19 protein-coding genes are annotated in these 24,097 nt (G+C 61.0%); 2 read left to right on the top strand and 17 right to left on the bottom strand.

Going from position 1 to position 24,097, the window contains the following annotated elements; all coding sequences use genetic code 11:
- Window positions 1–21 precede the first annotated feature (21 nt).
- From C6V82_RS02875 to C6V82_RS02800, 17 genes are all read right to left on the bottom strand, one after another.
- Complete coding sequence (locus tag C6V82_RS02875) at window positions 22–4,377, bottom strand: DUF6519 domain-containing protein (RefSeq protein ID WP_102589371.1); 4,356 nt, start codon at window positions 4,375–4,377, stop codon at window positions 22–24.
- Window positions 4,378–4,498: 121 nt separating this feature from the next.
- A complete protein-coding gene (locus C6V82_RS02870; RefSeq protein WP_102589370.1) occupies window positions 4,499–6,163 on the bottom strand; it encodes a hypothetical protein in 1,665 nt (554 codons plus the stop codon).
- A 2-nt stretch (window positions 6,164–6,165) separates the two neighbouring features.
- Entirely contained in the window at window positions 6,166–8,940 is a 2,775-nt protein-coding gene (locus tag C6V82_RS02865; protein WP_102589369.1) for a baseplate J/gp47 family protein, read from the bottom strand.
- Window positions 8,937–10,355, bottom strand: coding sequence for a baseplate J/gp47 family protein (locus tag C6V82_RS18150; protein WP_219724530.1), 1,419 nt, complete (start codon window positions 10,353–10,355; stop codon window positions 8,937–8,939). The genes C6V82_RS02865 and C6V82_RS18150 overlap by 4 nt, the downstream gene beginning before the upstream one ends.
- Window positions 10,355–10,744, bottom strand: a complete 390-nt coding sequence (locus tag C6V82_RS02855; protein ID WP_102589368.1) for a GPW/gp25 family protein — start codon at window positions 10,742–10,744, stop codon at window positions 10,355–10,357. Before C6V82_RS02855 ends, C6V82_RS18150 begins: the two co-directional genes overlap by 1 nt.
- A 2-nt stretch (window positions 10,745–10,746) precedes the next feature.
- Window positions 10,747–11,565 carry a phage baseplate assembly protein V gene (locus C6V82_RS02850; protein ID WP_102589367.1) on the bottom strand — a complete coding sequence of 273 codons (819 nt, stop codon included), beginning with the start codon at window positions 11,563–11,565 and terminating at the stop codon, window positions 10,747–10,749.
- A 119-nt stretch (window positions 11,566–11,684) separates the two neighbouring features.
- A complete protein-coding gene (locus tag C6V82_RS02845; RefSeq protein ID WP_102589366.1) occupies window positions 11,685–12,818 on the bottom strand; it encodes a phage late control D family protein in 1,134 nt (377 codons plus the stop codon).
- Window positions 12,819–12,832: 14 nt separating this feature from the next.
- Window positions 12,833–13,123 (bottom strand): LysM peptidoglycan-binding domain-containing protein, encoded by a 291-nt coding sequence (locus tag C6V82_RS02840; RefSeq protein ID WP_102589365.1) that lies wholly within the window; start codon window positions 13,121–13,123, stop codon window positions 12,833–12,835.
- A gap of 13 nt (window positions 13,124–13,136) precedes the next feature.
- A complete protein-coding gene (locus tag C6V82_RS02835; protein WP_180978339.1) occupies window positions 13,137–13,808 on the bottom strand; it encodes a CIS tube protein in 672 nt (223 codons plus the stop codon).
- The gene (locus tag C6V82_RS02830) at window positions 13,805–14,149 is read right to left on the bottom strand and encodes a hypothetical protein (protein WP_102589364.1); all 345 of its coding nucleotides are present in this window, start codon (window positions 14,147–14,149) and stop codon (window positions 13,805–13,807) included. The genes C6V82_RS02835 and C6V82_RS02830 overlap by 4 nt, the downstream gene beginning before the upstream one ends.
- The gene (locus tag C6V82_RS02825) at window positions 14,146–15,498 is read right to left on the bottom strand and encodes an ATP-binding protein (RefSeq protein WP_102589363.1); all 1,353 of its coding nucleotides are present in this window, start codon (window positions 15,496–15,498) and stop codon (window positions 14,146–14,148) included. The genes C6V82_RS02830 and C6V82_RS02825 overlap by 4 nt, the downstream gene beginning before the upstream one ends.
- Window positions 15,495–16,523, bottom strand: a complete 1,029-nt coding sequence (locus tag C6V82_RS02820) for a Pvc16 family protein (protein WP_180978338.1) — start codon at window positions 16,521–16,523, stop codon at window positions 15,495–15,497. The genes C6V82_RS02825 and C6V82_RS02820 overlap by 4 nt, the downstream gene beginning before the upstream one ends.
- Window position 16,524: 1 nt before the next feature.
- Window positions 16,525–16,836 carry a hypothetical protein gene (locus C6V82_RS17990; RefSeq protein ID WP_146009692.1) on the bottom strand — a complete coding sequence of 104 codons (312 nt, stop codon included), beginning with the start codon at window positions 16,834–16,836 and terminating at the stop codon, window positions 16,525–16,527.
- Between the two features lie 575 nt (window positions 16,837–17,411).
- Window positions 17,412–18,251 (bottom strand): hypothetical protein, encoded by an 840-nt coding sequence (locus tag C6V82_RS02815; RefSeq protein ID WP_102589361.1) that lies wholly within the window; start codon window positions 18,249–18,251, stop codon window positions 17,412–17,414.
- Entirely contained in the window at window positions 18,248–18,757 is a 510-nt protein-coding gene (locus tag C6V82_RS02810; protein ID WP_102589360.1) for a phage tail protein, read from the bottom strand. Before C6V82_RS02810 ends, C6V82_RS02815 begins: the two co-directional genes overlap by 4 nt.
- Before the next feature lie 57 nt (window positions 18,758–18,814).
- Window positions 18,815–20,395, bottom strand: coding sequence for a phage tail sheath family protein (locus C6V82_RS02805; protein ID WP_102589359.1), 1,581 nt, complete (start codon window positions 20,393–20,395; stop codon window positions 18,815–18,817).
- A gap of 871 nt (window positions 20,396–21,266) precedes the next feature.
- Complete coding sequence (locus C6V82_RS02800) at window positions 21,267–23,048, bottom strand: tetratricopeptide repeat protein (protein ID WP_102589358.1); 1,782 nt, start codon at window positions 23,046–23,048, stop codon at window positions 21,267–21,269.
- Window positions 23,049–23,294: 246 nt separating this feature from the next.
- Here C6V82_RS02800 and C6V82_RS02795 point away from each other — a divergent pair, with 246 nt between their 5' ends.
- Window positions 23,295–23,579 (top strand): CopG family ribbon-helix-helix protein, encoded by a 285-nt coding sequence (locus C6V82_RS02795; protein WP_102589357.1) that lies wholly within the window; start codon window positions 23,295–23,297, stop codon window positions 23,577–23,579.
- Window positions 23,576–23,857, top strand: coding sequence for a type II toxin-antitoxin system RelE/ParE family toxin (locus C6V82_RS02790; RefSeq protein WP_229843060.1), 282 nt, complete (start codon window positions 23,576–23,578; stop codon window positions 23,855–23,857). Before C6V82_RS02795 ends, C6V82_RS02790 begins: the two co-directional genes overlap by 4 nt.
- The last annotated feature ends 240 nt before the right edge of the window (window positions 23,858–24,097 follow it).

Here is a 24,097-nt window from a genome sequence, read left to right as displayed (position 1 = left end):
CATGCCTCCTGTTGGCGGAGGTTATCTGGGCTTGATCTCCAGCATGTTCCTGGCCGATGCGATGATCTGTTGTGCCCTGGTTTTCTCGATCCCGGTCCGTTGACTGAACAGGTCGATATCGGCCTCGGCGAGTTCACCCAGGTTGCGAAAACCGGTGTCCTTCATCTTGATCTCATCGTCACTGGACACATCGGCAATGTCCTTCACGGGCCGCGCCTTGGCCATGTCGATCTTGAGCGTCGTCACTTCCTGTTCAAGCGACTGAACGCCGGTTCGCATGGCCTGCATGTCGGCCATGACCTGGCCACGCTGCTGCTCGAGGCTCTGGAACTGCTCCTTGAGGGTCTGCACGGCCACTTCGCTTTGCGTCCGTTCCACCTTGAGTGCATGCAACTGCGACTCGGCACGCCGAATTTCCGTGACCAGCTGGTCCTTTTCGACACGCAGCTGTGTCATTTCCTCCTCGGCCAGGGCCGTGTTGAACCCTGGTATATCGGGTTGTTTCAGAGCATAGAATGCCGCCTTGCCATCCTCTTCATAGATGACGACTTCGCTGCCCTTTTCGATGCGATCCGGTGTGAGTGCATGGCGTCGCAGGGCATTGGGCGCATCCTTTGCGTTGTACTTGACGATGCCATCGACCTTGACATCGTTCATCTCCAACGCCTTGACGGCCTCATGGATCTCCAGGTTGCGGTAGGCCTGCTTGCTGACACTGGCGCGTTGCTGTTTCGGGTCCCGATTGAGCACCGAGTCACCCGCCAAGCGAACATTGACCTTCATGTCATCCTTTGTTTCACGCCAGCTACGTTTCGGGTTGGCCGTTTTGGTGCGCGTCACTCCTTTCCTGTAGGTACTGCCTTTCACCGCGAAGCCACTCGGTTGATCGGGTTGGTAGTTCTCCATCAAGTTGCCGAACAGATTAGGCATTACCATGCAGCAAAATTCGCCGATGCCCTTCTTGAGCATTGGCAAAATGGGAATGATGGATAACCAGTATTCAAACTTGGGAAAGGTCCAGACGTTCTTGCGCTTGCCGAAGTTGCAAACCTTGTACACCTTGTTGTTGCGTACATCGATGCGGGCCAGGTAAATCTTGTCGTCCTGGTCGCACTGTGGGCACTTGATCAGCAGGAGATGACAGAAACAATCCTTCAGGTACTGCAGCAGATTGCCAAGCAGTGACATGAAGGCAAGCACAATCTCTAGCCGGTACTGGGCCAGGGCCTCACGCTTGCTGCCGTCGATTTCATTGACCGGATAGAGCGTCAGGGTGTTGCTCATGTAGTTCAGCACCACCAGCCGGTCGGTCTCGGCTTCCAGGGCCATCGCGATCGGCATCAGTTGGACGGGAACCCATTGGTGCTGCACCTTCCCGGCATTGACGGTGATGATGCGAAACTCATCCTGGATCGAGATCATCAACTCATCCCGCTGCGGGTGATAGAGCAGGTCGATCTCGCTGTGCTCGAGGCCATCGATGCCGTGGATGGGCCCCCGGGGTTCACCTGACAACGGCAACCGGTAGCTATATACGGACTTGGCATTGGTGCCGTCCTGAACCACGACGTGCAACTGGGCGGGTTGATCGTTCCGGCCAGGCTGCCATGTGACGGTATCGGTGCCTTGGATGGGGTTCCCCTCAGGGTCGAAGAGCGCGTTCAGCACAAAGCGATCATCGCCATCAGGGGTCTGCTTCAAGTCAATCTCGGCGATACCATCAAAGACACCGTCTGGGGCATTCGTACCGACCGACCGGCCGGTGGCATAGGCCCGGTGACTGTCGAGATCGTAGGTGATGGGGCCGACTGCATTGAAGCGCCACTGCGGCTCGGGGACGACCTTGTCTTCGCCGAACAACTCCTGCAGGTTCAAACGGTACAGCCCCTTGCCCAGTCCGAGCATGAACAGGCGCTGTTTATCGTCCGGCAGAAATTGCAGATCCGTCGCTTCGACGCCGCACAGCACGACACTGTTTTCCCACTCGATCTTGCCGTCGTTGAACCGGCCACGATTCAGCAGTGAATCCTCTGCGTTGATTGCCGTGGCGGCATAGACCAGTTCGCCTGAGGGGTCGAAGGCCATCGCGGTCACCTGAGCCCCCTCACCCGCCTTGACCGTACTGATGTGGATGACCTTGTCCTTGCGGTTGTCGTAGACGTTGATCGTGGTATCGGTGCCACCATAGGTCAGTGTATGGCTGCCTTGCGGATGCACCAGAACCTGCTCGTGGTGGTGCTTGCCAAATGCCGTCTGAATGTCGGTGGCGCGCTCCCCTGTGAAGGGATACTCCGGAAACGGTTGCCCGGCACTCATGCCGCAGAACGTCTTGCTCTGCACCAGTTCGCGCAGGCGAACGTAGAAGGTCCGCAGCAGGACGTGCTCACGTTCGGAAAGGAACACCCACTGGCCCTGTGGCCGATAAAGCAGCTGGGCCACCAGGTTCAACAGCGCCGTGCTTTCCTTGCGCCGACTCGATACCCACTCGCCCGTGTCGTTTTCCTCCTCGTCGGCGTCATTCTGGCTCAGCTCTTCCATGATGGATTGGAATTCATCCACCAGATCCTTGATGCAATGCTGGTAAAAATCCATCCAGATGGTGCCATCCAGCCAGGCATTGTTGCCCTGCTTCTCGTAGGGCTCCAATTTCAATACCGGTTCACCTCCCTCACCAGTCTCGATCCACAGGCACAGCGTGCCCGAACCATCGTTCAGCACGTCCGGCGTTTCCTCCAGCAGCGGTTCCAGCGCGGCCATCACATCGAAATGGCGCGTTTGCTCCAGTTCGATGATGTTGCCCTCGCAGTCCAGTGCCGAGCCACGCGTTACCGTGACCTGACGGCGCGCTGCCTCGCCGGTTTCCAGATCCGGCAGCGTGTCGGGCCCGCATTCGACGATCAGCCCACAGACCACCCCCATCCCATGCAGATGCTTGTGGTGCCAGCGTAGATCCCGCGCCTTGCACAGGTAATCGATGGCGTCTTGCACCGTGCGCACCTGCGGCATGTCGCAGTGGTCGTTGTCGTAGCAGACATCCCTGGCCTTCAGATCGGTCAACGGCGGAAAATCAAAGGCCTTGCAGCCATGTTCTGCGTCAGGCGTAAAGACCTCGATCGAACCGTCTTCACCCACCTCGACGGTACCCAGCACCACATAGTGATGCACAATGCCTTCCGGTAGCGCCTCATCGAGCAGCAGATCTCCCGCCTGATGCTCTGCCTGGCGCACCGCTGCCAGCCAGTGATCGCCGGGTACGGCAATCTCGTCGCCAAGCTCGATATCCAGTGCGACGGCATCCAGACTGATATGCACAGGACCGCCCAGGTCCACATAGCCATGGGCGTTACTGCCATACCCCGTCGAGAGTGCACGCCCCCTGTCCCAGCCTTCAGCCAAGGTCCAGGCGCCGGCCTCCTTCACCAACCGGATATACCCGTCCCAACGGCGAATCAGCCCAAGCCCGGCCGGTTCATCGGTGTGATCCGTCTTGAGCACCCCGCGTTGCGGTGTAAATCCAGCCTGTAGATGATGACCCAGGTGTTTTTCGGTCGCCATTTGCTGATCGGGCGCACTGAAGAACTCGTAGACAAAGCCCCCGGCCGTGAACCCCGGGGGCGTCACACCCACTTGGTAGTGTTCCGCGCCGTTCTCGCTCGACCACTTCAACCACAGCTCCGTCAATACCGGCTCGCTACCGGAGCGGTCCCACAGCGCCTCATGGACTTCCACGCGAAACAGGAAATTACCGACGTCATCCTTCAGTGCCAGCTCATCGGCGCAGGGATCGCACGGGTCCGGCAGGGTCTCACCGGCATTGAGTTCCACGCTCAGCTTCAGCCGACCGTGGCTCGGATTGACGGGCCCGTCGCTGTCCAAAAGCTGCTCCGCGCTGATATCCAACGCGCACGCCTTGACCTGTGCCATGCGCTGGGTGCGGGTGCAGGTATCGGCGCCCTTCAAGGCACTGTCGAGCAGGGCTCTGTCCTCGAGATGCGTGACGGTTCGCTCCCATACATCGACATACAAGCGATGCTCGCCGGCGGGAAGCGGCGGCACGTCGGGAAAATCGGCCTGCTCCGTGAACACGAGATTCGCCGGCGCACTGGCTTCCCTTGGCACCACCTTGCCGCGTAAACCATCGGCATAGAGGTAGCCCCATCTCAGCGCGAACTCACCGGAGGGTGTCTTGTGAACCAGCCCTCGCCTGGCGGGCGTGCCGCTACCGATCACATCCTCCATGGCATCGGCCACTTCGAACTGCAGCAGGTCGCTCAGCTCGTTCCAGTCCGCGTCGGTGATCATGCGGCCCATCTGTTGATAGACGCCGCTGTAGCGTTTCTGCTCGGCAAAGCTCTGGCGTGATATTTGCGTTTTCATGTCCTTGGCTCTTTCTCCTGTTGGTGGCCTTGCATGAACCCGCAAGACAGCCAAGATGTGTTCCTGTCAAAGCAACAGACCCAGTTACCCGAACGAGCGAAGGCCGCACCCAACCTGACCATCAGGGCGCCCTCGGAATGGACTTGGGAGCAAGGCAGCCATCGGGGATCATGACGGCTTCGTATCCCACCGGTAGATAATCCTCGAGCTTGTCGCGGACAGCCTCGAACCGTTGGCACAGGTAGAGAAAGTGGAACGCTCCGATTTCCGTGCCATCCTCCGCACCCGACCAGACAGCCTTAGCCGTGGCCGGATGCAGCACACCCGACCCCGGATCCCCGAATGCCTTACCGAAGAATTCCACCGGTCCGCTGCTGTTATGGTGTTGGCTTGCAAGCGTCGCTGGCAGTTGGTCGGGGTGGACCCGGCTGTAGCGGAGGCAGAGTGGCTGTGGTGGAGCGATGCCCAGGTGATCCTTGCGGAACAGGCAGGTGAAGAGAACGTCGCTGGCTTGCAGTGCTTCGACCACGCAGCGATCGAGAACGCTGCAATATTCCAGTCGCGTCAGGCCACGGGCGGTTTGCACGCGGCTGAACAGGGTGTTGGTGGCCGTCAGCACCGGTGTGTCGGTATCGATGCTGTGTACCGCGATCTGTCTAACCGCACAGCGGTCAAAACTCACCCGGCCTTTGTCGGCTTCAATGCGGTTGACCAGGCTCAGGCCCGCGAAGTGCCAGGCGCCATCGTCGGCGTCACCGACGCCACTGATGGGCACCTGGCCGAGCTTGAAGACGCCACGCACTTCGATGGGTATCAGTCCGGCGTCTTGCAGCAAGCGGCTTTCGAACACCAAAGTGCCGTCAAGCCTGCAGTAGAAAGCCACCGCGGCCAGGAAGGCTTCGCTTGGCAGTTCCTCATCGTCCAGCCACTGCTGCTTCCACTGCACGCGATGCGCGCCTGGCTGCTGGCTTGGAAAGAAACCCTCGGGTTGGACGAAGTGAATGAGGACTTTCTTCGGGTGATAGTGGCCGACCCGCCAGTCGCTGTCGCGCAGGTCGGGGGTGCGCAGGCTGACGTCATCAAAGGCGGCCCCGTGGAACTGGCCGTCGAGGTCGATGCGCTGGTGGTGACAGGGGACGCCATGGCGGTAGTACTGGCGCCAGCGCACGCGCTCCCCGTTGATGTCGCTGACCTGGCTGTACACGGATTGGGCGGGGTCGCGCACCGCCCGGCTGCCAAGCCGAAAGTCCGGCGTGACGGTCGGAAGGCCCGGGTGTTTGGTCATCTGCTGGGGAATGCTGCGATCCAGCGTGGCGTCGACGCCGTACAGGCTTTCCTGCTGCAGCGGTGCACCAAGGCGCGGGGTCATGGCGACACGGGTCCAGCCTTCCTGGACCACGGTTTCCCATCCGCCGACGGCTTCACTGATGTCATCGACCACCGCCAGGGTGCCTTTTCGCTGTCGCCAGGCCACGGCCCGGTCGACCTCCAGGCGGCGGCCTTCGGTCAGCGGTGACAACAGGCGGGCATCGAGCAAGTCGGCGAAGTAGGGCAACAGCCACTCCTGGGCGACGATACGATCCGGATCGCCAGGCCCGGTGTTCTTGGCATCCACGCCGGGTTGACCGGGGAAGTTGTCACCGTAGAACTGACGCAGGGTCTGATAGAGCCCGTCGAGCACGGCGTCCGCGCCTTCCAGGTAGCGCCGGGTATGGTGGTTGGTATCCTGCTGGCGAATGTACTGCGGCAGGATGTCGTAGAGGCTGAGTCCGCGTTCGTCGGCCATGGTCAGACCTCCTCGGTACGGATGGTCGGGGGGTAAACCTCGGCGTTGAGATACAGCACCTGCCACGCCTGGGGGTTGACGCGACGAACGGTGCCATCCTCGGCGGTGATCCTCCGGCGCGGCTCCAGGGCATTGCCGGCTTCATCCTTGAATGCAGGGAGGATGACGCAATCGGCGTTCTTCACGCCCTGAACGCTTTCGACCACCTCGAATACCCGCGAGCGAAACAGCGGCTCGGCGAAGTTCGCCCGTTCAAGACTGAAGGCATCAAGCAATGCCTGGCGAACGGCCTCGCGCACAAGCTCTGGCTCGAACGCCTCGGCATCCACCCGAAGCGTGATCTCGACACTCACCAGCAGCGGTTCGTAGCAAGCCAGGCTGACCTGCACACCAGGGTGGGTATGCTGGTTCAGTGTCTGCCACAGGTCGTGCGCCAGGTCTCCGAGGGGGCCGCCACCCGCCGGCACGACTCGCACCTCGATTCGGTCGCTGGCACCGGGCGTGTCCGGGAGCCGCAACGCTTTCGCGCGCCACACCGAGCTGTAGCTTTCGCACAGTCGACCAAAATCCGCCAACGACACGGCGCGCTTGAGCGTGAGCACCGACTGCGGCGCGTGGTCCCGAACTTGAGCGAGGTTTTCCGCCTCTCCACCCCCGGCGGCATTCACTGGTTGCACCACGCCATCAACCAGGGGATGTGGTTTCTTCAACTTGTTGAGGTTGTGCGCGGCCAGGTTGCCGCGCAGCCCATGACCGTGGCGGCTGCGTAGACGGACATTGTTGCTGCCGCTGGGCAAGCGACGCCCATGGCGGCCATCCCCGAACTGCACGATCAATTCACCGGTTTCGGTCAGGCGGACGGCGTAGTGTCGATCGGTTTCCCCAGAATTGCGCAGATGGTCGACCTGGGTCCAGACACGGCCATCGACGATCACGTCGATGGCCGCTTTGACCCCGCTGTCGAAGGTCGTGTCACGCACGAACGCAAGGTCGGTCTTTTCGATCAAGAAGCGCTGGTTGGCCTGCACCCGGTCGCCGCTGCCAAGCACCTGCTCGCCCTTGCTTTCGCCGTGGCCTGCGCGAACGACGTTGGCGTAGATCCAGGTATCGGCCGTCTTCAAGTCCAAGCCGTCCAGCGCGGGGGTGACCTTGAGCCGAACGAGGCCGTCCGATGCGCCGTTGCGCTCGACCTCGGCGAGTGTCACCAGGGCGGCATCGTGTGGGGATTCGATCCACAATCGCCGCCCCGGCATCAGCGCCGCCACGCTGTCATCTAGCGCCATCTCGACGATGCTGGTGTGGGTGGACGACTCCTTGTAGACCGGATCCAGATTCCGGTCGTGGCCCCGCTGCGCCAGACTTTCCTTGAACCGGCCATACGCCTGGCTCCAGCGGCCTTCGCCAACCGGCGGGTCCACGGACAACTGGAAGTAGCCGTCGAATTCCGCGATGGCGGTGATCCGGGTCGCCGTGGAATGGCCATCCTGGTGCCGGAGAATGAGCCACTGCCCACTGGCCAGCTTGCCCGGTTTTCCATCGAAGGTGAGTGCCGCGACCGAAGTGGAGGCAACCTCGAACGCCCTGGCGGTTCCGGGCGGGCGGTAATAGACCTCGGCGGCCTTGTCCGCCGTGACGTAGTCGTCGATGCGATTGCCGTCGTCATCCTCGCGGGTCTGGACGGACAGCCGATTCTGGTTTTCGTCCCAGACGTTTTCCGCCGCCGCTCGCGCCAGGGGCAACACGAAGCGCTCCTCGCCTTCCAGCAGTTGCGCCACAACGGCCTGGGCCAGGTAGAAATCACGTGCGCCACCGTTGTCGCCATCCAGCCGAATACGACGGCCGCTGACATCCAGCACACGGATCGCCCGCCAACTGCCACCGTGAGAATATACAAGCACATCGCCCGCCGTTACCGAATGCGACGCCGAGGCGGTTTCGATGACATTGATGCCATTCAGGCGCGGCGCCTGATTCCATTGATCCAGGCGCTGTAGACGGATGTCGGCCAGGTCCCAGTGCTCGCCATGGTGGCCGGCCTGGCGGACCGTCAGCGTCAGGGAGGCCGCTTCGATGGATGTCACTTCGACGGCAATGCCCTTGTGGTTGTCGAGCGTCACGACGGCCCACTCACCCACCGAGAGGTTCTCCGGCGCCTCGACCCAGTCGAAAGTCCAGGGCTCGCCCTCGGCCGGCACCTGAATCTTCTGCCGGGAACGGTCATGCTCGGAGCCGCGCAGCCGGTTCAGCCGGTAATCCACGTGCAGATCGTCAAGCGTCTCGAACACCACAGGCGCACTGCCGTCCTTGGGCTGGTGTTGCAGTGCAAGACCCGCCTTGACCTCCCCGACGGCGGCATCATCTTCCTTCGCCAGCAGCGCGACCCACGCCTCGGCCGACGCCGGTGGCGCCGGCTGATAGTCGAGCATGGAGACCAGTCGGCGCAGGTTGTCCCATTGTGTGGCGGTGCGCAGGAATCGCTCGTTGCTGTAGGCATCCTGATAGCGGGCCAGAATATGCATGCTGCGGGCCAGCGTACGCAGCATTTCCCAGCCGTAGTCCCGTCGCTCGGCACGGTATTGCTCAAGCAAGCGCTGCTGCCATTCGGCCAGGGAGTCGTCGTTGCCAGGCTCGCCCAGCCATTGCAACACCTCGGGCTCGCCGCTGAACCGCAGGCGCAGCGCCTGGCGCAAATCTTCCAGGTAGGTGGCGGCGTTGCCATCCACCGTCTGCAGGGTGGTCAGGCCGGCGCGATTCCAACGGGTGTAATCCTGTGTCATCCCGGCTGCCCTCCATGCAGTGTCAGCCGCCAGTAGCCCTTTTCAGGCACACCGGCCTGGTTGTCACAGCGGGCGATTTCGAATCCGTTCAAGCGGATGACCCCGCTGCCGGACTGATCCGGATAGCGATCCCCCACTCGCTTGAACCGATTCAGGCAGACGGCTTCGATGCCATCCAGGCGCATCAACCACTCGATCAGGTCACTGGCGAACAGATCTTCACCAAAGGAAAGCCGCCCCGGCGCGAAAAAGCCTTCCGGGCCGGTGCCCAGTGCCTCGGCAATGGCCATGCGCACTTCGCTCTGGAAGTAATTCGCCGCGAGTCGCAGCGACAGCGAAATGGACAACCCGACCGGCACCGCATCACGCAGCCAGACCTCCTGGCCGACCATGCGGTAGGCTTCCAGATAGGCACGCAGAACGGAGCGAAATGATGGCGTATGGGTCCAGTCGACGGCTGTCAGGCCGCGCTGCCAGTGAAAATCCGCCACGGCGTATTGCAACTGCGCAAGCTCAGCGCCGCTTGCCACATCGTCGATGGCCAGATCCAGTTCGCCGTTCTTCGCCAGCACCAGCGTTGCCTCGAGCGTTTGCCAGGAACCGCTCCAGCGAGTCTCGCTTGCGGCACGCAATACCAGCGGATGGTCTTCCAGGCGTTGGCGGTAATCGGCCAGCGATACCATGCGGTGGTTGGTGTGAACGGCACGGGGGCCGGCCTGGCGCGCCTGGTCCATGTCGTGGCGATTGTCCCGCCAGTGGCGCAACAGGCGGCGGGTCAGGAAATCCCGGTGCAAGGGTTTTTCAAGGTCCAGCACCTCGCGCAGGCTACCCTGGGAGTAGCCGAGCAGATGCAGAAAATGGCGTTCGGTATCGGGGTCGGTGAGGTCCGGCTCCACGCCCAGGGCATCGGGCGCAAGGCCCGCCCACGCCAACAGGCGGACCAGATGATCGGCACTGAGCAACTGGGGTTCAAAGGTCAGCGTGCCGACGGGAAAACCGGCGACAGAGAGGACATGACGGACGACCTCCGCATCCTCCCAGGTCGGTGGATGATGCAGGCGCAGCGCGTCGTAGCCGATGTAGCCAAGTAGCCGAAAGACGGATTCCGGGCGGCGCGCGGTCTCGAGGAAGGCTTCACCGTAGGCACGGTCGAGCTGATCGGACATCTGGTCCAGCACCACGGCGAAGGCTTCGACCAGAATCACTTCGATATCCGCCGGGGTCCAGCGTTGCCGCTCGGGGAATCGACCGGCAAGCTCTTCCATCATGAACAGCCGAAAGCCGTCGTAATCCCGTGTCTGCCAATCGAAGTCATCGCCGATCGGCGGCAGCGGCTTCGACAGATCGACACGGCGCTCGCCGCAGTCACCGCAGCGGTCGTGAAAGTGGAGTTGCGGAGTCGGAGTGCGTGCCATCAGGGAGCCACCTCGAATTCCATGCTTTCACTGTGATTCAGCGTCGTCAGTCGGTAGCTGATGGTAATGACCAGACGTTCGGCGAACTCAGGATGCGCACCGACCTCGATCGACAGATCCTTGGCTGCCACCTCTCCCGCCAATGCCGCGGCCAGGCTCGATTGAAGTCGCTGCCTGGTGACCTGCCACAAGGGCGAGCTGTTCGGTTCGAAGACCAGAGACCGAATGCCCGCCCCGAATTCGGGCCGGAACCAGCGCTCGCCAGGGTCGGTGAACAGCACCTGCTCGATCTGATGGCGAATATGCGCCATCCGCTGAGTCGTTGCTGCACCGCTACGGCCAAAGCGCAGTGGAAAGTCGCTGTAGACGTACTGATTGAGCTTGCTCATGGTCAGTTTGCCTTGGTCTTGGTGGTCAACGCCGAGGCTTCCCCCTGGGGTATCGGCGGCGACGTCGGCGATCCCGGTGCGGTACAGGTATGCACATGGGTCGCGAACAGGGTTAGAAAACTCGTGCCCTTCAACAGCGGCTCCCCTCCCTGGCCGCCCACCGATACCTGACTGCCGTCGATCACGATCATCTGTCCGGCGATCTTCAACTGCCCGGCCGACATGGTGACTTCGTTGCCGTTGCTGTCGGTCACCGTCGTGCCACTGCTGTTCATCACCATTTCATTGCCGTTGGCATCCGCAACGGTCAGGCTGCCGCCACTTGCGTCCAGGGTCAGCCTGGCACCGTTGGCGTCGGTCAATTCGATGCTGCCGTTGGGATCGATGGTCAGATCAGCCCCTTCGGGGTGCGTGAGCTTGATCTGTTCCTCGCCCTCGGCATCATCGAATTGCAAGGTATGACCGGCCGGGGTCTTCAACACCCGGCTGTTCGGATAGGCATCGGTGGCCTCGCTCGGTATCCCTTCACTCGGCTGCCAGAACACCCCGGTCCAGATCGGCTGGTCCTGGTTTCCCTCTTCGAACTCGACCCACACCTGGGCGTCGATTTCCGGCACGAAGAAGAACCCCTGGTCGGCCAACCCGCCAAAGGGCAAACACGGCAATGCCCAGTAGGTTTCCTGCTGCCCGAACACACTGGGCACCCGAACTTTCAATCGTCCGCGCTGTTCTGGGTCGTCGTTGTCAGTGACGAAAGCCCGATACTTTCCGTAGTACTTTTGCTGGCTCTGACGGACAGATTGTTGCAGTGCATTTTCCATGGTGACTCTCTATGGTGACTCGCTATGAGGGCTCTCTCTCTATGGTGACCCTGCCTCTGCTGCCCTGCTGATTACGGAATGACACGACTGTCCTGGCGGATTTCCACATCGCCTGATCATCACAATATCCCTGCCAGCACATTGCTCAGTACCGGCACGCCGCCCCCATACGCATTGCGGGCTACCTCGAAACTCTGCAGGTAGCCATTGGCATCGAAGCGGTGCTCGACTTGCATGACGTACCAGGTGCCACTGTATTTATCGCCAATGCCGTCGATGTCGACCGGGTCGCCCGGCAGCAGTACATGCCCGTACAGGGAGCCATCCAGTTCGCCGGTGGCCCTGATTTTCAGCGACTCCTCGTTGGCCTTGGCCTGCGCCCGGTGCTGCATCTGGTTCTGGTTACTGTTGCCCTCGCGCTTGAGTCGCCAGGCGAAGTCACCCTGCTGTCCCGACACCTGGCTGACATGGGTCTCACCCAGCACCTTGAGGTCAGGCTCGACAGTTTGCTGGTTTGTTTCCGAGCCTTCGTCGGTAGCGACTTCGTAGACCACGGCGTCCGGATGGTGGCCGTCGTCATCCAGGCTGAAACTGACGCAGTTGGTGCTGGTACCGGCGTAAACCACGATGGTCGGCTGAGCATCGCGGTCGAACCGCATCGGGCCGCAGTAGAGCTTTCCATCACGAAAGAACAGGTCGTAGGCGTTTTCCTGGGCACGCTTTTTCAGGAACTTGATGTCGGTATCGTTCTGGGTGACGACAAGGTCGCCTTGTCCCTCGCCCGGGGTGTCCAGTGCGTTCAGGTTGTTGTCGCCCAGGATGCTCAGCACGATCTCGCGGTCGCTTTTGGGGGTATCGTCCCCCCAGCGGGTATTGCGCTCGATGCGATCCAGCAACAAGGAGGTGTCCTGGCAGGTGACGGTGACCATGGCGCTGCCCTTCTGCTCCGGAAACTCGACCTTGACCTGGCGGATGAAGCCCTTGAACACCGGGTCCTGGCGCTCGCCAAAAGTGGCCTGGATGTCGATGGGCGCCCAGGGACGAATGCGGGCGTCGTCCTGAACGTTCCAGGAGCCGTTGTCGACCCGCCGGGTTTCCAGGGTCAGGGTGGCTTCGGCGCTGTCCTGGCGGGGCGACAGGACCGAGACATCGACCAGGGCAGCGTAGAGGTCGTCGATCTCCTGGCCATCGATCTTGACCACACAGCCAGCCGGGTCGCGGAACTTGTCGTCGAGCATGTTCAGAAGCGACATGGCCTGCCCCCTTCCTAGCCGCGTTTCGCCGCGGGTATGAGGATGACTTCGCCGACCCAGTCCGGATGCATCAGCCGGCCGCCATCGAGCAGTTCCGGATTGGCGTCGACAATTCGCCACCATTGACCGTTGTCGTTGTAGTAGTGGTGCGCAAGGTGATCGAGCCTGTCGCCATCCGTGACGGTGTGCTCGATGACGCCTTCCAGCGGCTCGATCCGACGGGCGCGCAGACCGGGAAAGGTGCCTGGATCGCCTTGCGGCTCGAATGCCCTGGCGCCTGTATAGCGGCTCTTTTTCAATAGCATGACTCGCTCCCTGTTATCCGGCGCCGAACACGCGAGTCAGCACCGAGGCTGGGCTGCGAGCGGCATTGAGCCCGGCGCCAACGGCCTGACGCACCTGTTCGACCTGGTAGAAGGGGTTGTTGCCTTCGATGACTTGAAAACTCAGGTTCACGTTGGCTCGGTATGGGCGCAGGGTCGGCAGGTGGGCGGTTTCATCCACCTGCACGCTCGACAAGAACACCGGCAGGATGTGCGTGCCCCACACCAGCAACAGCACGGACGGGTACTGATCACGTTCAAAGGCGCGTCCACTGCCCTGGCCGAGGCTGGCCAACGTCTGAACGCCGCCCGGCCCCTGGGACTTGGGCTCGACCATGGCGCGCAGGGTGTCGAGCTCTGGTTCGATACCGAATTCGTTGGCGACGGCATGGCCGGGATGGTTGACCTCGGCCATGCGGTCAGTGGCATCGAGCAGGATATCCAGGTTGAACTGCTCGGGTTCGACCTCAACGCCCTGGGCGACGCGATGGGTTTCCCAGGGAAAGGCGAAGTCGTAGCCGCCCCGCGTGCCGGGGGCGTTGCCGGTGGTGATGGTGATCGACCGCGTGCGGCTCAACGTCTGCGGGTTGAACTCGAACTCCAGCACCAGAGGCGGGACATGCATGCCGTACTCGACCAGCACGCCACGCGTCACATTAGGAATCATGCGTCACCTCCGTGGCGGGATGACCTGGCCCCGGGCAATGCCGAACCGGCTGCCGATGGCATTCCTTTCGAGTACTGCCCGTTGGAGTACTGCCCTTTCGAGTACAGCCCGTTCGAGTACTGCCAGGCCTGGCCGTGCAGCTGGCGTGCCAGCTGGCGTGCGACGCCGAGGTTGGTGCTGCCGTACGCGAGGTTGATGGTTGGAACGACCATCGTCGGCCAGTCGCCGGCCGGCCAATCGAGCTTAGCCAGTTCCTGACGCAACAGCCGATGAATGGCATGCTTTCGCCGGCCAAGGCTTGCCGGAAGCGTCAACTCCAGCCGATCGATGCTCAGGCTCATCGTGTACTCCCTTCCAGGTGGTTCAGGTGCCCGGCCAGGGCACCCAACTGGCTCGCACTGACCTGGTTCTGTTCCTTGGCCAGCTCGCGCATTACCGCACGGGCAATGTGGGTGATGTCGATCTGGGTGCCTTGTTCCGCCGCCAGGTAGGCGGCGTGCAGGGCGGCGTTGCGAATCTGGCCGCCGGTGAGGTTGACCGCCTCGGCAATCTGGCGGAAGTCGAGCGTGTCGGAAATCGGTGCCCTGGGCGGCAGCAACCGGCGCCAGAGCTGCTCGCGTTGTTCGCTGTCGGGTCGTGGAAATTCGACCACCATCTGGAAGCGGCGCAGAAACGCCTTGTCGATCTGACTGCGCAGATTGGTGGTCAGCAGACAGGGGCCATCATGATCTTCGATGCGGGCCAGCAAGTAGCTGACTTCCATGTTGGCGTAGCGGTCCCGTGCTTCTCGCAGATCGCCGCGCTTGCCCATCAGGGCGTCGACTTCATCGAACTGCAGGATGACGCGACGGCCATGGGTGGCATCGAACAACCGACCGATATTCTTCTCGGTTTCGCCGACGTACTTGCTGACCAGCGCCGCCAGGTCAACGCGGTACAACGGCCAGCCCAGTTCGCCCGCCAGCACGGTCGCCGCCAAGGTCTTGCCGGTACCGGAAGGACCGGCCAGCAAGGCCACCGGACCGCCACACACCTGCCCGCCCCACTCGTTCACCACGGTATCGCGGTGCTGAATCCACAGCAGAAACTCTCGCAGCATGGTGACTTGCTCGGCGGGCAATACCAGCTCCTGCCAGTCGGCCCGACGCTTGACCGGATAAGCCCCTGGCGGCGCCCAGTCACCCAGCGAGCGCTTCAGCAAACGCGACAGCGCCAGATGATCGGGTTGAATGGCAGTGAACGGATCGCTGCGGTCACGGGTGATCAAACCGGCCTGCTCCAGCCGCAACAAGGCGTGGCGCACGGTTTCGAGGTGGGTGTCGGGGATCGCCAACAGCGCCACGATCAGTGCTTCACTGGGCGCCGGACTCTGGTTATGTTGCAGATCCTGGAGCATCCAGCCAACGCGTGGCACGGCCTGGGGGGCATAGATGCAGGCCAGCAGGTCAAGGCAGAGGGCGTCCTGTATCACATCGCCCGATTGCTCGAGTGTGTTCCAGACACCCGCTTCGCGACCGGCCTGCACATCCTGCTGCACCTGTTTCAAGCGGTCCAGGACGTCTTGAACCGGACCCTCGCGTGCCTGCATGAAGCACACACACAACAACTCGACCCGGGTCCATTCGGGCAACAGACCCAGTTCATCGACTCGGGCATCGGCTTGCGGGGCCCTGTGCAACGCGGCGGTCATGGCGAACTTCCGCGGTAAAGGCTGATCAGCAGTGGATTGCTGCGCAGCGTGATCGGTACCGCACTCGGGTAGGGGGTGTACTGGCGCGTCACGTGCAGCAGCAATTGCCAGCGCAGCTCGGAGGGCGTCACGGTCAGGCTGGGCAGTGTCAGCGTCGGCAAGGCGACCGGTATCGCTTCCGGCTCGATCGCTTGCGAACTGACCGAGAGCGTGGGGCCGGCTTCCGTTCGCCAGGTATCGTGTTCCCAGACCGACCATTCCAGATCGACACTGGCACCAGGGTCGCCGGCAATCCACAGCGTCGGTTGGAACGTAGACGGCGCCGTCGTGTCGACGTCCAGTGTGAGTGAGGCGCGAATGTCACTGCCTTCCACCCAGGCGATCAACGGTGTCCACGCCGGGTTGGCGGTCGTTACCTCGCCGGTTCGGGGTAGCGGTTCCAGAGTGCTGCTCGTGAATGGATCGAAATGGCGCGCGATGTCGGCCCGGGTTTCCAGCCCAAAGGCACCGACTCGAGGCGGCTCGGGCCGGTGAGTCTCCGGCTGCAGGATCGGCGTGAGCGACAGCTCGTACAGGATGGATGGGCGGTAGCTTGCATCGCCCTGGGTCGACCAGAGTTGGTTGATCTGTTCATCCGTTGCCGGATTGAAGATGGCCTCTAGACGAACGTCTTGGCCGTAGATATTCACGCTTGGCAGGATCCGCTGCTCATGAAACAGCGCCATGATCAGACCGATCAACTTCAGGTCGCCCTCGCCCTTGGTATCGCTTTGCTCGGCCATGGCTGTGATCATGCAAAACAGCCGGATACGCCATGGATCCTGCGGATGCACGCCGGCCTGAAAACCGGAGGGTTCCATGCGATAGAAGAACAGGTTCAAGCGATCCTCGTCGTCCTTCTGGGTGATATCGACCGGTGAACCCAGGTAGATCTTGATGCCGTGCGTGTTGGCCTGAATACCGTTACTGATGAACTCAGCCACCGAGTTGCAGGCGAGAAACAGCGCGGAATCTGGTATCGCCATGTCACAGACTCCTGACCAGGCGCTGACTGTCCGAAGGGGTCGATCTGCTGCCATCTCGCTTGGCACCCTTCGGCTTGGGCGCTTCCTCGACGCGTATCACCACCTCGCCGATGTGCAGACGGGGCGGTGTGGTATCTCGCCGTTCCGGGCGTGTACCACTCGAAAGCGTTGGCGTTTCGCTGTGTTCTCGCCCCAGGGTATAGCGGTGGTTGTCGGTGGTGCGTTGCTCCGCCGCCGCCCCGATTTCGGCACCTGCAGATGCATCAATGTTCTCGGGGGAATCCTCGGGGGTCAGAGCGTGAGTTCCGCTCACCTCTTCCGCTATCGTATTGTCCGCCGCAGTATTCTTGACGTGCCGGGGTGGGCCGACCTCGGAACTAGCTGACTCGTCACGAACCGACAGTGTGACAGGTTCGTTATTGTCGCCGACTGCCGATTGCCTGCCGTTGCCGAGGTCAGCCCCGGCCTCCTGCTGGCGACCGGCACGGGTTGGTTCAACATCCAGCGCCGACAAGAATGACCGCGAGCTAGCCGAACGAACACGCTCATTCGCCACTCGATTGGGTGACGCCGGCACGTGTTTCCCGAGATCGTCTCCACCGCTTGCCGGCGGAGCATCGAGCATTCCGATTCGGCTATCGATGGCTCGACGGCTGGCCTGTTCCGACCTCACGTGCGATGACGGCACAGGCGACTCGGTCGGTGACGAATTCCTGACAAAATGACGTTTAGCATCGGCGGCCCTGCTATCAAGACGCGGTGAGCGTATCGATGGCATTGTCGGCTCAATTGCCGCGGCGGGCTGACCTACCGACGCACCAACGCCGGGCGCAGGCATGGTGCGCTGTGCGTCCGAACGGATACGGGCGAAAAAACCGTCATCGCTCATCACTCAGCCTCCTGCCAGTGCCGCCCACGATCCTGATCGATCAATGTCAAGTAGTGACGACGCCGCTGAGCCGGCAGATCGAGAATGGCCGCCTCGCTCCAGTGGTAACAGCGGGCCAGCAGATGGATGTCATGCAGCAACGCATCAACTGGTCGTGCCAGGTTGGCATAGGGGTCCAGTTCCACCTTCTGCTCGGCCTGACATTCCGGGCAGCGGGTCTGCATCACCAGGCCGAGTTCCGGGCTCAGGGCTTCCACTCGATCTTCAATCAGGCCAACGTCTTCTTCGGACAGCGCCAGTGTCGTGGGGTCCGTGACAGGTTCACCGTTGATCGACTGGACCAGCAAGAGCGCCACCCACAGGTCGGGGACGATCGGGTCTGGATGTTCGGCCAGTACGGTTTGTACGTCGCCATCCGGCACCTTGATTCGCGCGGTACCGCAAGACAGCGGCAGCTCCGCTATCGGGAAACCCTCGCCTGCCGGCTTGAAGGGCAAGTCACGCCAGTTGATCGCGAAGTCGTAGGGCGAGTCGCACGCCTGGCATTGCGCATTGAACCAGGCGGGTTGGTTCGGATCCGCGCTGCATGCCAATCGCCATTGCACAGCCAGAAACTGACGATCGGCCACGCAAAGTTCAGCAACGGCGTCCGGTGTCGGGGCTTCGCCCGCCAGCTCGTCCAGCACCATCGACAATGCATCACTGATCCAGCGCGGATGACTGCTCGACTCGGCCAGGCCACCGTGCAAGCGCATGTCGATCTCACCCCGGGGCCGGGCCAGTTTGAAATCACGACGACGTTGCTGCGCGCGGATCAGGCCACCAGGCAACAAGCTCATTCCTCGCTCGGCTCCGATACTGCGGTGTCGCGCTCCCACCCCTCGTGCTGGACAGTAATGGTCTGGATGCCGACCGCATTCATGGTGCCGGCATCGAATTCCGGCAGCGCCTGGAACTCGGATACCCAGGCCCGGTAGACCTTGTAGGACATCGCGACGACCCCCTGCAGGTTCAACACATTCAGCACGATGTCCTTGCGGTACTCCTTCAGCGACATGGCCGAATTACCCTGAATGCTGTTGACACGATTGGCCCAGTTCTCGAAAACCGGGTCATGCGTCAGCCCCTGCTCTAGGGTGATCGGCTCATAGCTGGTGCCGCCGGGCATGACACGTTCATGCGCCGGGTCGCCAGCGGTACGCCATTTCACGGCTTCAGTGCTCTTTTTCAGCACGCTCATTTTCTTCAGGCCGGCGACCGGCTGGCCGTCGATGATGACCTGAAACATGAACGTCCGGTATGGGTCGTAGCGGTGCGCATTGACCGGGAAAAGTGGGGCTGCCATAACGGTTCTCCTTCGCCAGCCGATGCCGGAAGGTCAATGACCGGCACCTCGAATACATTATTGTTGATTGACTTTCTGCTGTATGCGCAAGATGACGAATTCGGCCGGTTTCACCGGCGCAAAACCGACGATAATGATCACCTGACCCCTGTCGATATCACCCTGCGTCATGGTATCGCCCAGGCCGCATCGCACGAAGTAAGCGTCGTTCGCAGTGGTTCCCTGGAAGGCACCGGCGCGAAACAGGCTGTTCATGAAGGAACCGATATTCACGCGAAGGGAACTCCACAAGGGGTCGGCATTGGGTTCGAATACCGCCCATTGAATGCCGTTGTAGATGCTTTGCTCGATGAAGATGGCCGTCCGGCGAACCGGCACATACCGCCACTCGGGGCTAGCCTTGGTCGCCAGCGTGCGGGCGCCCCAGACAACGCGGCCGTAGCCGGCACGGTTGCGGATGCAGTTAACGCCCAGGGGATTCAAGAAGCTTTGCTCGAGGTCTTCCGCGTTGTATTGCAACCCCGCCGCGCTGACCCTCGCCTCGACACCTGCCGGCGCTTTCCACACACCTCGACGACCATCCGTTTGCGTCCACAAGCCGGCCGCGATGGATGACGGCTGTATATGAATCGTGGAGGGCGCGGTCGGGTTCTTGTCAGGATCATGGATGGGGTTTCGAACGGTCACCCAGGGGTAATAGAGCGCGGAATATGTCGATGTCGGCAGCACCAGGTTGGTGACGTCCGTTGACGAATCCAGTTCGGTATCCCTGGGCGGATCCACGATAAGAACGGCACGGCCATGCCTTTCACAAAATGCCAGGGTATTGTTGATGTATTCGTTACCGCTATCGGCAGCCGTGGCATCCTGGGTCCAATAGCGACCAGGGAGCACCATGATCGAGAAATCACGCACTTTTCTCAGCTTGGAATCGTAAAAGCTGGTGTAATCACCGGCATCGGGATCAGCGGCTTCGCCGCCGGTCAACTGGGCGCCGGGGGTGGTATCAGTGTTGTTGTCTTCGGGGCCATTGGTGGCCCCCTCCTCGATGGCAACGTTCACCAGCCTGGAGCCGCCATTGATGGCCTTTTCCACGAAGTTATCGTCGGATGGCGTCATGCTGACATCGTTGAACACCTCACCGGCGATGGCCGTGAAATCATCACCATCCCGAGTGCCGATGGATAGGCTGAATGTTCCACTAAGTGGTGTGTTTTCAATCAAGACATAGAGATCTTCAGCCCAATCCCCTTCACTGGTCGCGGTTACCGTCAGCACATCATTCGTCCCATCGCCCAGGGTGACGGAAGCGGCGGCCGGGGATGTCGGGTTAGTGCTGGTGACACGGCAAATGTAGGCCTGTTGCCCACCATTCTGGAAAAATGCGCGAACAGCCAACGCCATCGTGTCCGTCAAATTGCCGGCGCTATCGGTATCATTATTGACACCACTTGACGAAGTAGGGTCGGAAAACTGAGAAACGTAATCATCCCAACTGCCGATAAACAACGCCTCGTTGGCGGGCCCCCGATACGGCGTCCCCACGAAGGCCGTGATGGAGGTGGGCACGCCCTCGACCGGGCGAGCGCCACTGGGGATTTCTTCGATATAAACCCCCGGGGTAAGATAGCTTGACATGCGGTTGCCTCCGATTATCCGAACAAGGCAAAAGCACCGCACACCCCACCAATGCCCGATTCAGAGTCATTTTCCATTTGGTGACAGGGCCGACCAGCGAGCAACCCTATCAGCCGTCATTTTCCCAGCCACTAAACCCTGGCGCCCCACCAGACAGAATGCTGACAAACTTTCGCGACGATCTACGCGACGATCTACGCGACGATCTACCGCGACGATGTGCGAAGGCAATAAACAAGCGTGTGACTTCCACCGCAACGCAGTGGAGCACCGTTTGGAAATCGCCATGGCGAAGAATGTCACTATCAACGTCTTCAAATGTAATGATTAGAAGAGTCAGACAGCCTTGTCAAAAAACATCATCACTATTTAGCCCACAAACAATATCAGGAATAACTAAAAAAGATAAAAACGGATTATTAACCATGCTGAATCAATTGCTTACCTTCATCATAGCCACACGACGGGCAACCGACACGGCAGTGACGCCTTCTCTCATGCGGCTAGACTCAGAGAATTTCCAGCGTCATATCCGCACATCAATAGCGTCAGCATAAAAAGCCAAGCAACCAGCATGAGCCGTCTCATCCGATGCGACCGCCGGACGGTTTGGGTCAATATCATTGTGGAGCACCACCAGGGTGCCAAATACCCATCGCTATGTCGAGCCAGGTATCAATACCTGAACAGGTGCTCTGAGTTGTCAGGAATGAAGAAAAAACCCGGGGATCGTAGGATGAAATAATCCAATAAACTCACCCACGCTTATTGGTGACATCTCGCCATAGTGTGGACATTTCCAGCGACTGATCACTCATGAAGAGTCATGGGCGAGCGAAGTGTTGCCTGGGCCTGGCGGGGCAGCAGCAGCCTACTGATCAGGCGTCGCCTGGCTTTGCGCCAACTCGTTCGCCTGTTCGGCCTGGTACCGCTTGCGGTAATGCTCCGCCGAGAGCACGCCCGCCTGGCTCGCCTCGTTCAGGTACGCCTCTCCGGTCTCGATATCGCGCTCTCCACCCAAGCCGGCAAGGTACATGTAGCCAAGCTCGGATTTGGCGGCCTCGTAGCCACGCGCGACCGCCCCCTCGAGGAACTCGCGCGCACTTTCCAGCAGTTTGAAAGTTCCGATCCCGTGGAGCTTCATGTAGCCCATCATATAGAGCGCACGATCGATCTCTTCCATCCGTGTGGCATCGCGATAGAGTTCGAATGCCTTGTCGGGCTGCCGTTCGATGCCTCTTCCGGCGAAATACATGTCGGCGGCGGCAATCATCGACCTTGGCTCGTCTTCCTCCACGCCCTTGGTGAACGAGCGGAACGCCGCTTCGACGCCTTGCGGTGTTTGTTGCCGCAGATGATGGATGCCGATCATCCAATGGGCGCGATCGACACCGCCCTCGGCGGCGGCCTCCAGATACGGCAGCCCCTGGGCCTTGTCCTCGGTGGGCAGAAACCCGTCGACAATCGAGAGACCGAGAAAATAGGAAGCGACAGGATTGCCGCGACCATGTTCAGCCAGAAGCATGTCGCGGACCTTGTCGAGATCGGCCGGAACGCCGAAATGCCCCAGGTTCAGTAGCGCGAAATCCGTGCGGGCTGCAAGGTGACCTTCACCCGCCAACGTTTCCAGTTCGGCCCTGAGCGCCGCCAGGCGATCGGTAGTGCCTGCGCGGGTACTGGCTTCGGTGCCGGCCCGATAGGTCGCGTAGCGCACGCTCTGGCTATCCGCCCCGAAGCGCAGCGCCGCCCGGCAGGCCTGGTCCGCCGCCTCGGCACGCATGTCGGCCCGTTCAATCCCATGAGGAACGCCGGCCCCCATCGGCCTCAGGTGTTCGTAAGGGCTTGCCGCCATGAGCAGGCAGGCCTGCTCGTTGATCATGCGCACCAGGTCGCGTTGCGCCGTGTCACTGCGGGCCGCCACGATCAGGTTGGCGAGCGTGCTCGGGGAATCGGTCGTGTTTCCAAAGATGCTCTGGTGCTTGGCATTGTAAGCCTTGAGGAAGGCAAGCAGCGTCGCCCGGTCGTCGACTCTCACACCATCGAGGGCATTTATCTCGATCGCGCCTTCAAGCCCTTCCGCCGCCGTCTCCGCATAGGTACTCAATATCTTGGTCTGATGGTGCAAGCGGTAAAGGTCAGGGCTGTCATTGAGCCAATACGCATAGCCCAGGAAGTATTCGACATCACCACCGGGTTCGTGCGGTTCAACCTGCAGGATCAAGCGGCCGGCGCCCTCGCCCGATGAGTGAATGGAAAAGGCACGCCCCTGGTAGGGCAAGTCGCTGGCATCCATGACTACAAGGCCACCACCGTCACTCCCATCAAGCGACGCCCCGACGGGTTCGGCGCGATAGCGGCCACCCTCCGCCACCAGGCGGTACGCTTCGATCTGCAGCGGCGGGTCATGGCGTGTGGCGCGTCGCCGTAGGTGCCCACTCTCGGGGACGTCATAGGAGAAATTCGCCGCCAGCGAGTTGTCGTTGAAAAGCGCAAGCCCCTCTGTCGGCTCGAACAGGGGCGTGCTACTCAGCACCCCCTTGTCCCTGGAAACCCCGCCGAACGGAAAGAAAAATGCCTGAGCCGGAAGGCTGAGACAGGCAACGACCAAACACACCAGGATACGCATGGCCGACATCTCCGGAAGGGGCCCCATAAGGCATCCTGTCGCCGTCCCGCGAATCGATCAAGGCTCACCAAGCCCCCGCCCGGCAGATTCAGCATAAGGTACCAACCGAGGCGCACCACATCCCCCAGCAGACCGCCTGATGAAGCGGGTAGACTGCAGCAAGCGTAAGGATGCGCGGAGGGAGAACGAGGGTATTCAACCAGGCGCAGGTGGATGCTTGGCGCACCTGGTGTGCTACTCTGTGATTACCGTGTAACACATGAGGAGGGTGTCATGAGCGATGCTACCTTCACCTTTCGGGTCGACGAAGACCTGAAAGCGGAATTTGCCAGTGCAGCCAAGGCCCACGACCGCACCGCAGCACAGCTTCTGCGCGACTTCATGCGCCACTACGTGGAGCAGCAGGAGGCACCTGATTATGACGCCTGGCTGATGGCCAAGGTAGAACAGTCACAAGCCTCCGCGGAAGCCGGGAACCTTATCCCGGCCGCCGATGTGGAAGCCAGGTTTGCAGCCCGCCGGGCCGCTACCCGTGCCCGTCTGGCGAAGGCTAAATGATGGAGCTGGTCTGGACAACAGAGGCCATACAGGATCGTGACGACATTTACGATTATATCGAGTCAGAAAACCCGATAGCGGCCTTGGCTATCGATGAGCTGTTTTCCGAGAAAGCCACCATGTTGTTAGATCATTCTGACAGCGGAAGGCCAGGGCGGGTCTCGGGCACCCGAGAACTGGTCATCCATCCTAGCTACATGCTGGTATATGACATTGTAGGAGAACAAGTACGTGTACTAAGCGTGGTGCATACGGCTCGCCATTGGCCACCTGCATAAAGGGGTCGAAAACAATAAGGGCACTGTCAATAAACCGTGTTAGCTGAATGCAGCCAGGTTCAGTCTAGGACTGTACTCGGAGAGAGGTAAGCAAGCGTAACTACTTGATTCTTGGTGGGCCCAGCTGGACTAGAAATAGTGAGCAAGGGATTATGAGTCCATGAACAACCTTTAATATCAATGAGTTGCGATGATCACATGTTTTTTTACCAACATTCCTACCAACATCTAAAAATGCGC

The sequence above is a fragment of the Halomonas urumqiensis genome (genome assembly GCF_003028575.1).
Lineage (GTDB): Bacteria > Pseudomonadota > Gammaproteobacteria > Pseudomonadales > Halomonadaceae > Halomonas > Halomonas urumqiensis.
The sequence above is the reverse complement of the archived record's forward strand: the minus strand, read 5'-3'. Positions and strand labels throughout refer to the sequence as shown.

What these genes read in the sequence shown, in the direction of transcription:
- C6V82_RS02875 (WP_102589371.1), bottom strand. Translation starts at nt 4,377, where the DNA reads ATGAAAACGCAAATATCACGCCAGAGCTTTGCCGAGCAGAAACGCTAC.
- C6V82_RS02870 (WP_102589370.1), bottom strand. Translation starts at nt 6,163, where the DNA reads ATGGCCGACGAACGCGGACTCAGCCTCTACGACATCCTGCCGCAGTAC.
- C6V82_RS02865 (WP_102589369.1), bottom strand. Translation starts at nt 8,940, where the DNA reads ATGACACAGGATTACACCCGTTGGAATCGCGCCGGCCTGACCACCCTG.
- C6V82_RS18150 (WP_219724530.1), bottom strand. Translation starts at nt 10,355, where the DNA reads ATGGCACGCACTCCGACTCCGCAACTCCACTTTCACGACCGCTGCGGT.
- C6V82_RS02855 (WP_102589368.1), bottom strand. Translation starts at nt 10,744, where the DNA reads ATGAGCAAGCTCAATCAGTACGTCTACAGCGACTTTCCACTGCGCTTT.
- C6V82_RS02850 (WP_102589367.1), bottom strand. Translation starts at nt 11,565, where the DNA reads ATGGAAAATGCACTGCAACAATCTGTCCGTCAGAGCCAGCAAAAGTAC.
- C6V82_RS02845 (WP_102589366.1), bottom strand. Translation starts at nt 12,818, where the DNA reads ATGTCGCTTCTGAACATGCTCGACGACAAGTTCCGCGACCCGGCTGGC.
- C6V82_RS02840 (WP_102589365.1), bottom strand. Translation starts at nt 13,123, where the DNA reads ATGCTATTGAAAAAGAGCCGCTATACAGGCGCCAGGGCATTCGAGCCG.
- C6V82_RS02835 (WP_180978339.1), bottom strand. Translation starts at nt 13,808, where the DNA reads ATGATTCCTAATGTGACGCGTGGCGTGCTGGTCGAGTACGGCATGCAT.
- C6V82_RS02830 (WP_102589364.1), bottom strand. Translation starts at nt 14,149, where the DNA reads ATGAGCCTGAGCATCGATCGGCTGGAGTTGACGCTTCCGGCAAGCCTT.
- C6V82_RS02825 (WP_102589363.1), bottom strand. Translation starts at nt 15,498, where the DNA reads ATGACCGCCGCGTTGCACAGGGCCCCGCAAGCCGATGCCCGAGTCGAT.
- C6V82_RS02820 (WP_180978338.1), bottom strand. Translation starts at nt 16,523, where the DNA reads ATGGCGATACCAGATTCCGCGCTGTTTCTCGCCTGCAACTCGGTGGCT.
- C6V82_RS02815 (WP_102589361.1), bottom strand. Translation starts at nt 18,251, where the DNA reads ATGAGCTTGTTGCCTGGTGGCCTGATCCGCGCGCAGCAACGTCGTCGT.
- C6V82_RS02810 (WP_102589360.1), bottom strand. Translation starts at nt 18,757, where the DNA reads ATGGCAGCCCCACTTTTCCCGGTCAATGCGCACCGCTACGACCCATAC.
- C6V82_RS02805 (WP_102589359.1), bottom strand. Translation starts at nt 20,395, where the DNA reads ATGTCAAGCTATCTTACCCCGGGGGTTTATATCGAAGAAATCCCCAGT.
- C6V82_RS02800 (WP_102589358.1), bottom strand. Translation starts at nt 23,048, where the DNA reads ATGGGGCCCCTTCCGGAGATGTCGGCCATGCGTATCCTGGTGTGTTTG.
- C6V82_RS02795 (WP_102589357.1), top strand. Translation starts at nt 23,295, where the DNA reads ATGAGCGATGCTACCTTCACCTTTCGGGTCGACGAAGACCTGAAAGCG.
- C6V82_RS02790 (WP_229843060.1), top strand. Translation starts at nt 23,576, where the DNA reads ATGATGGAGCTGGTCTGGACAACAGAGGCCATACAGGATCGTGACGAC.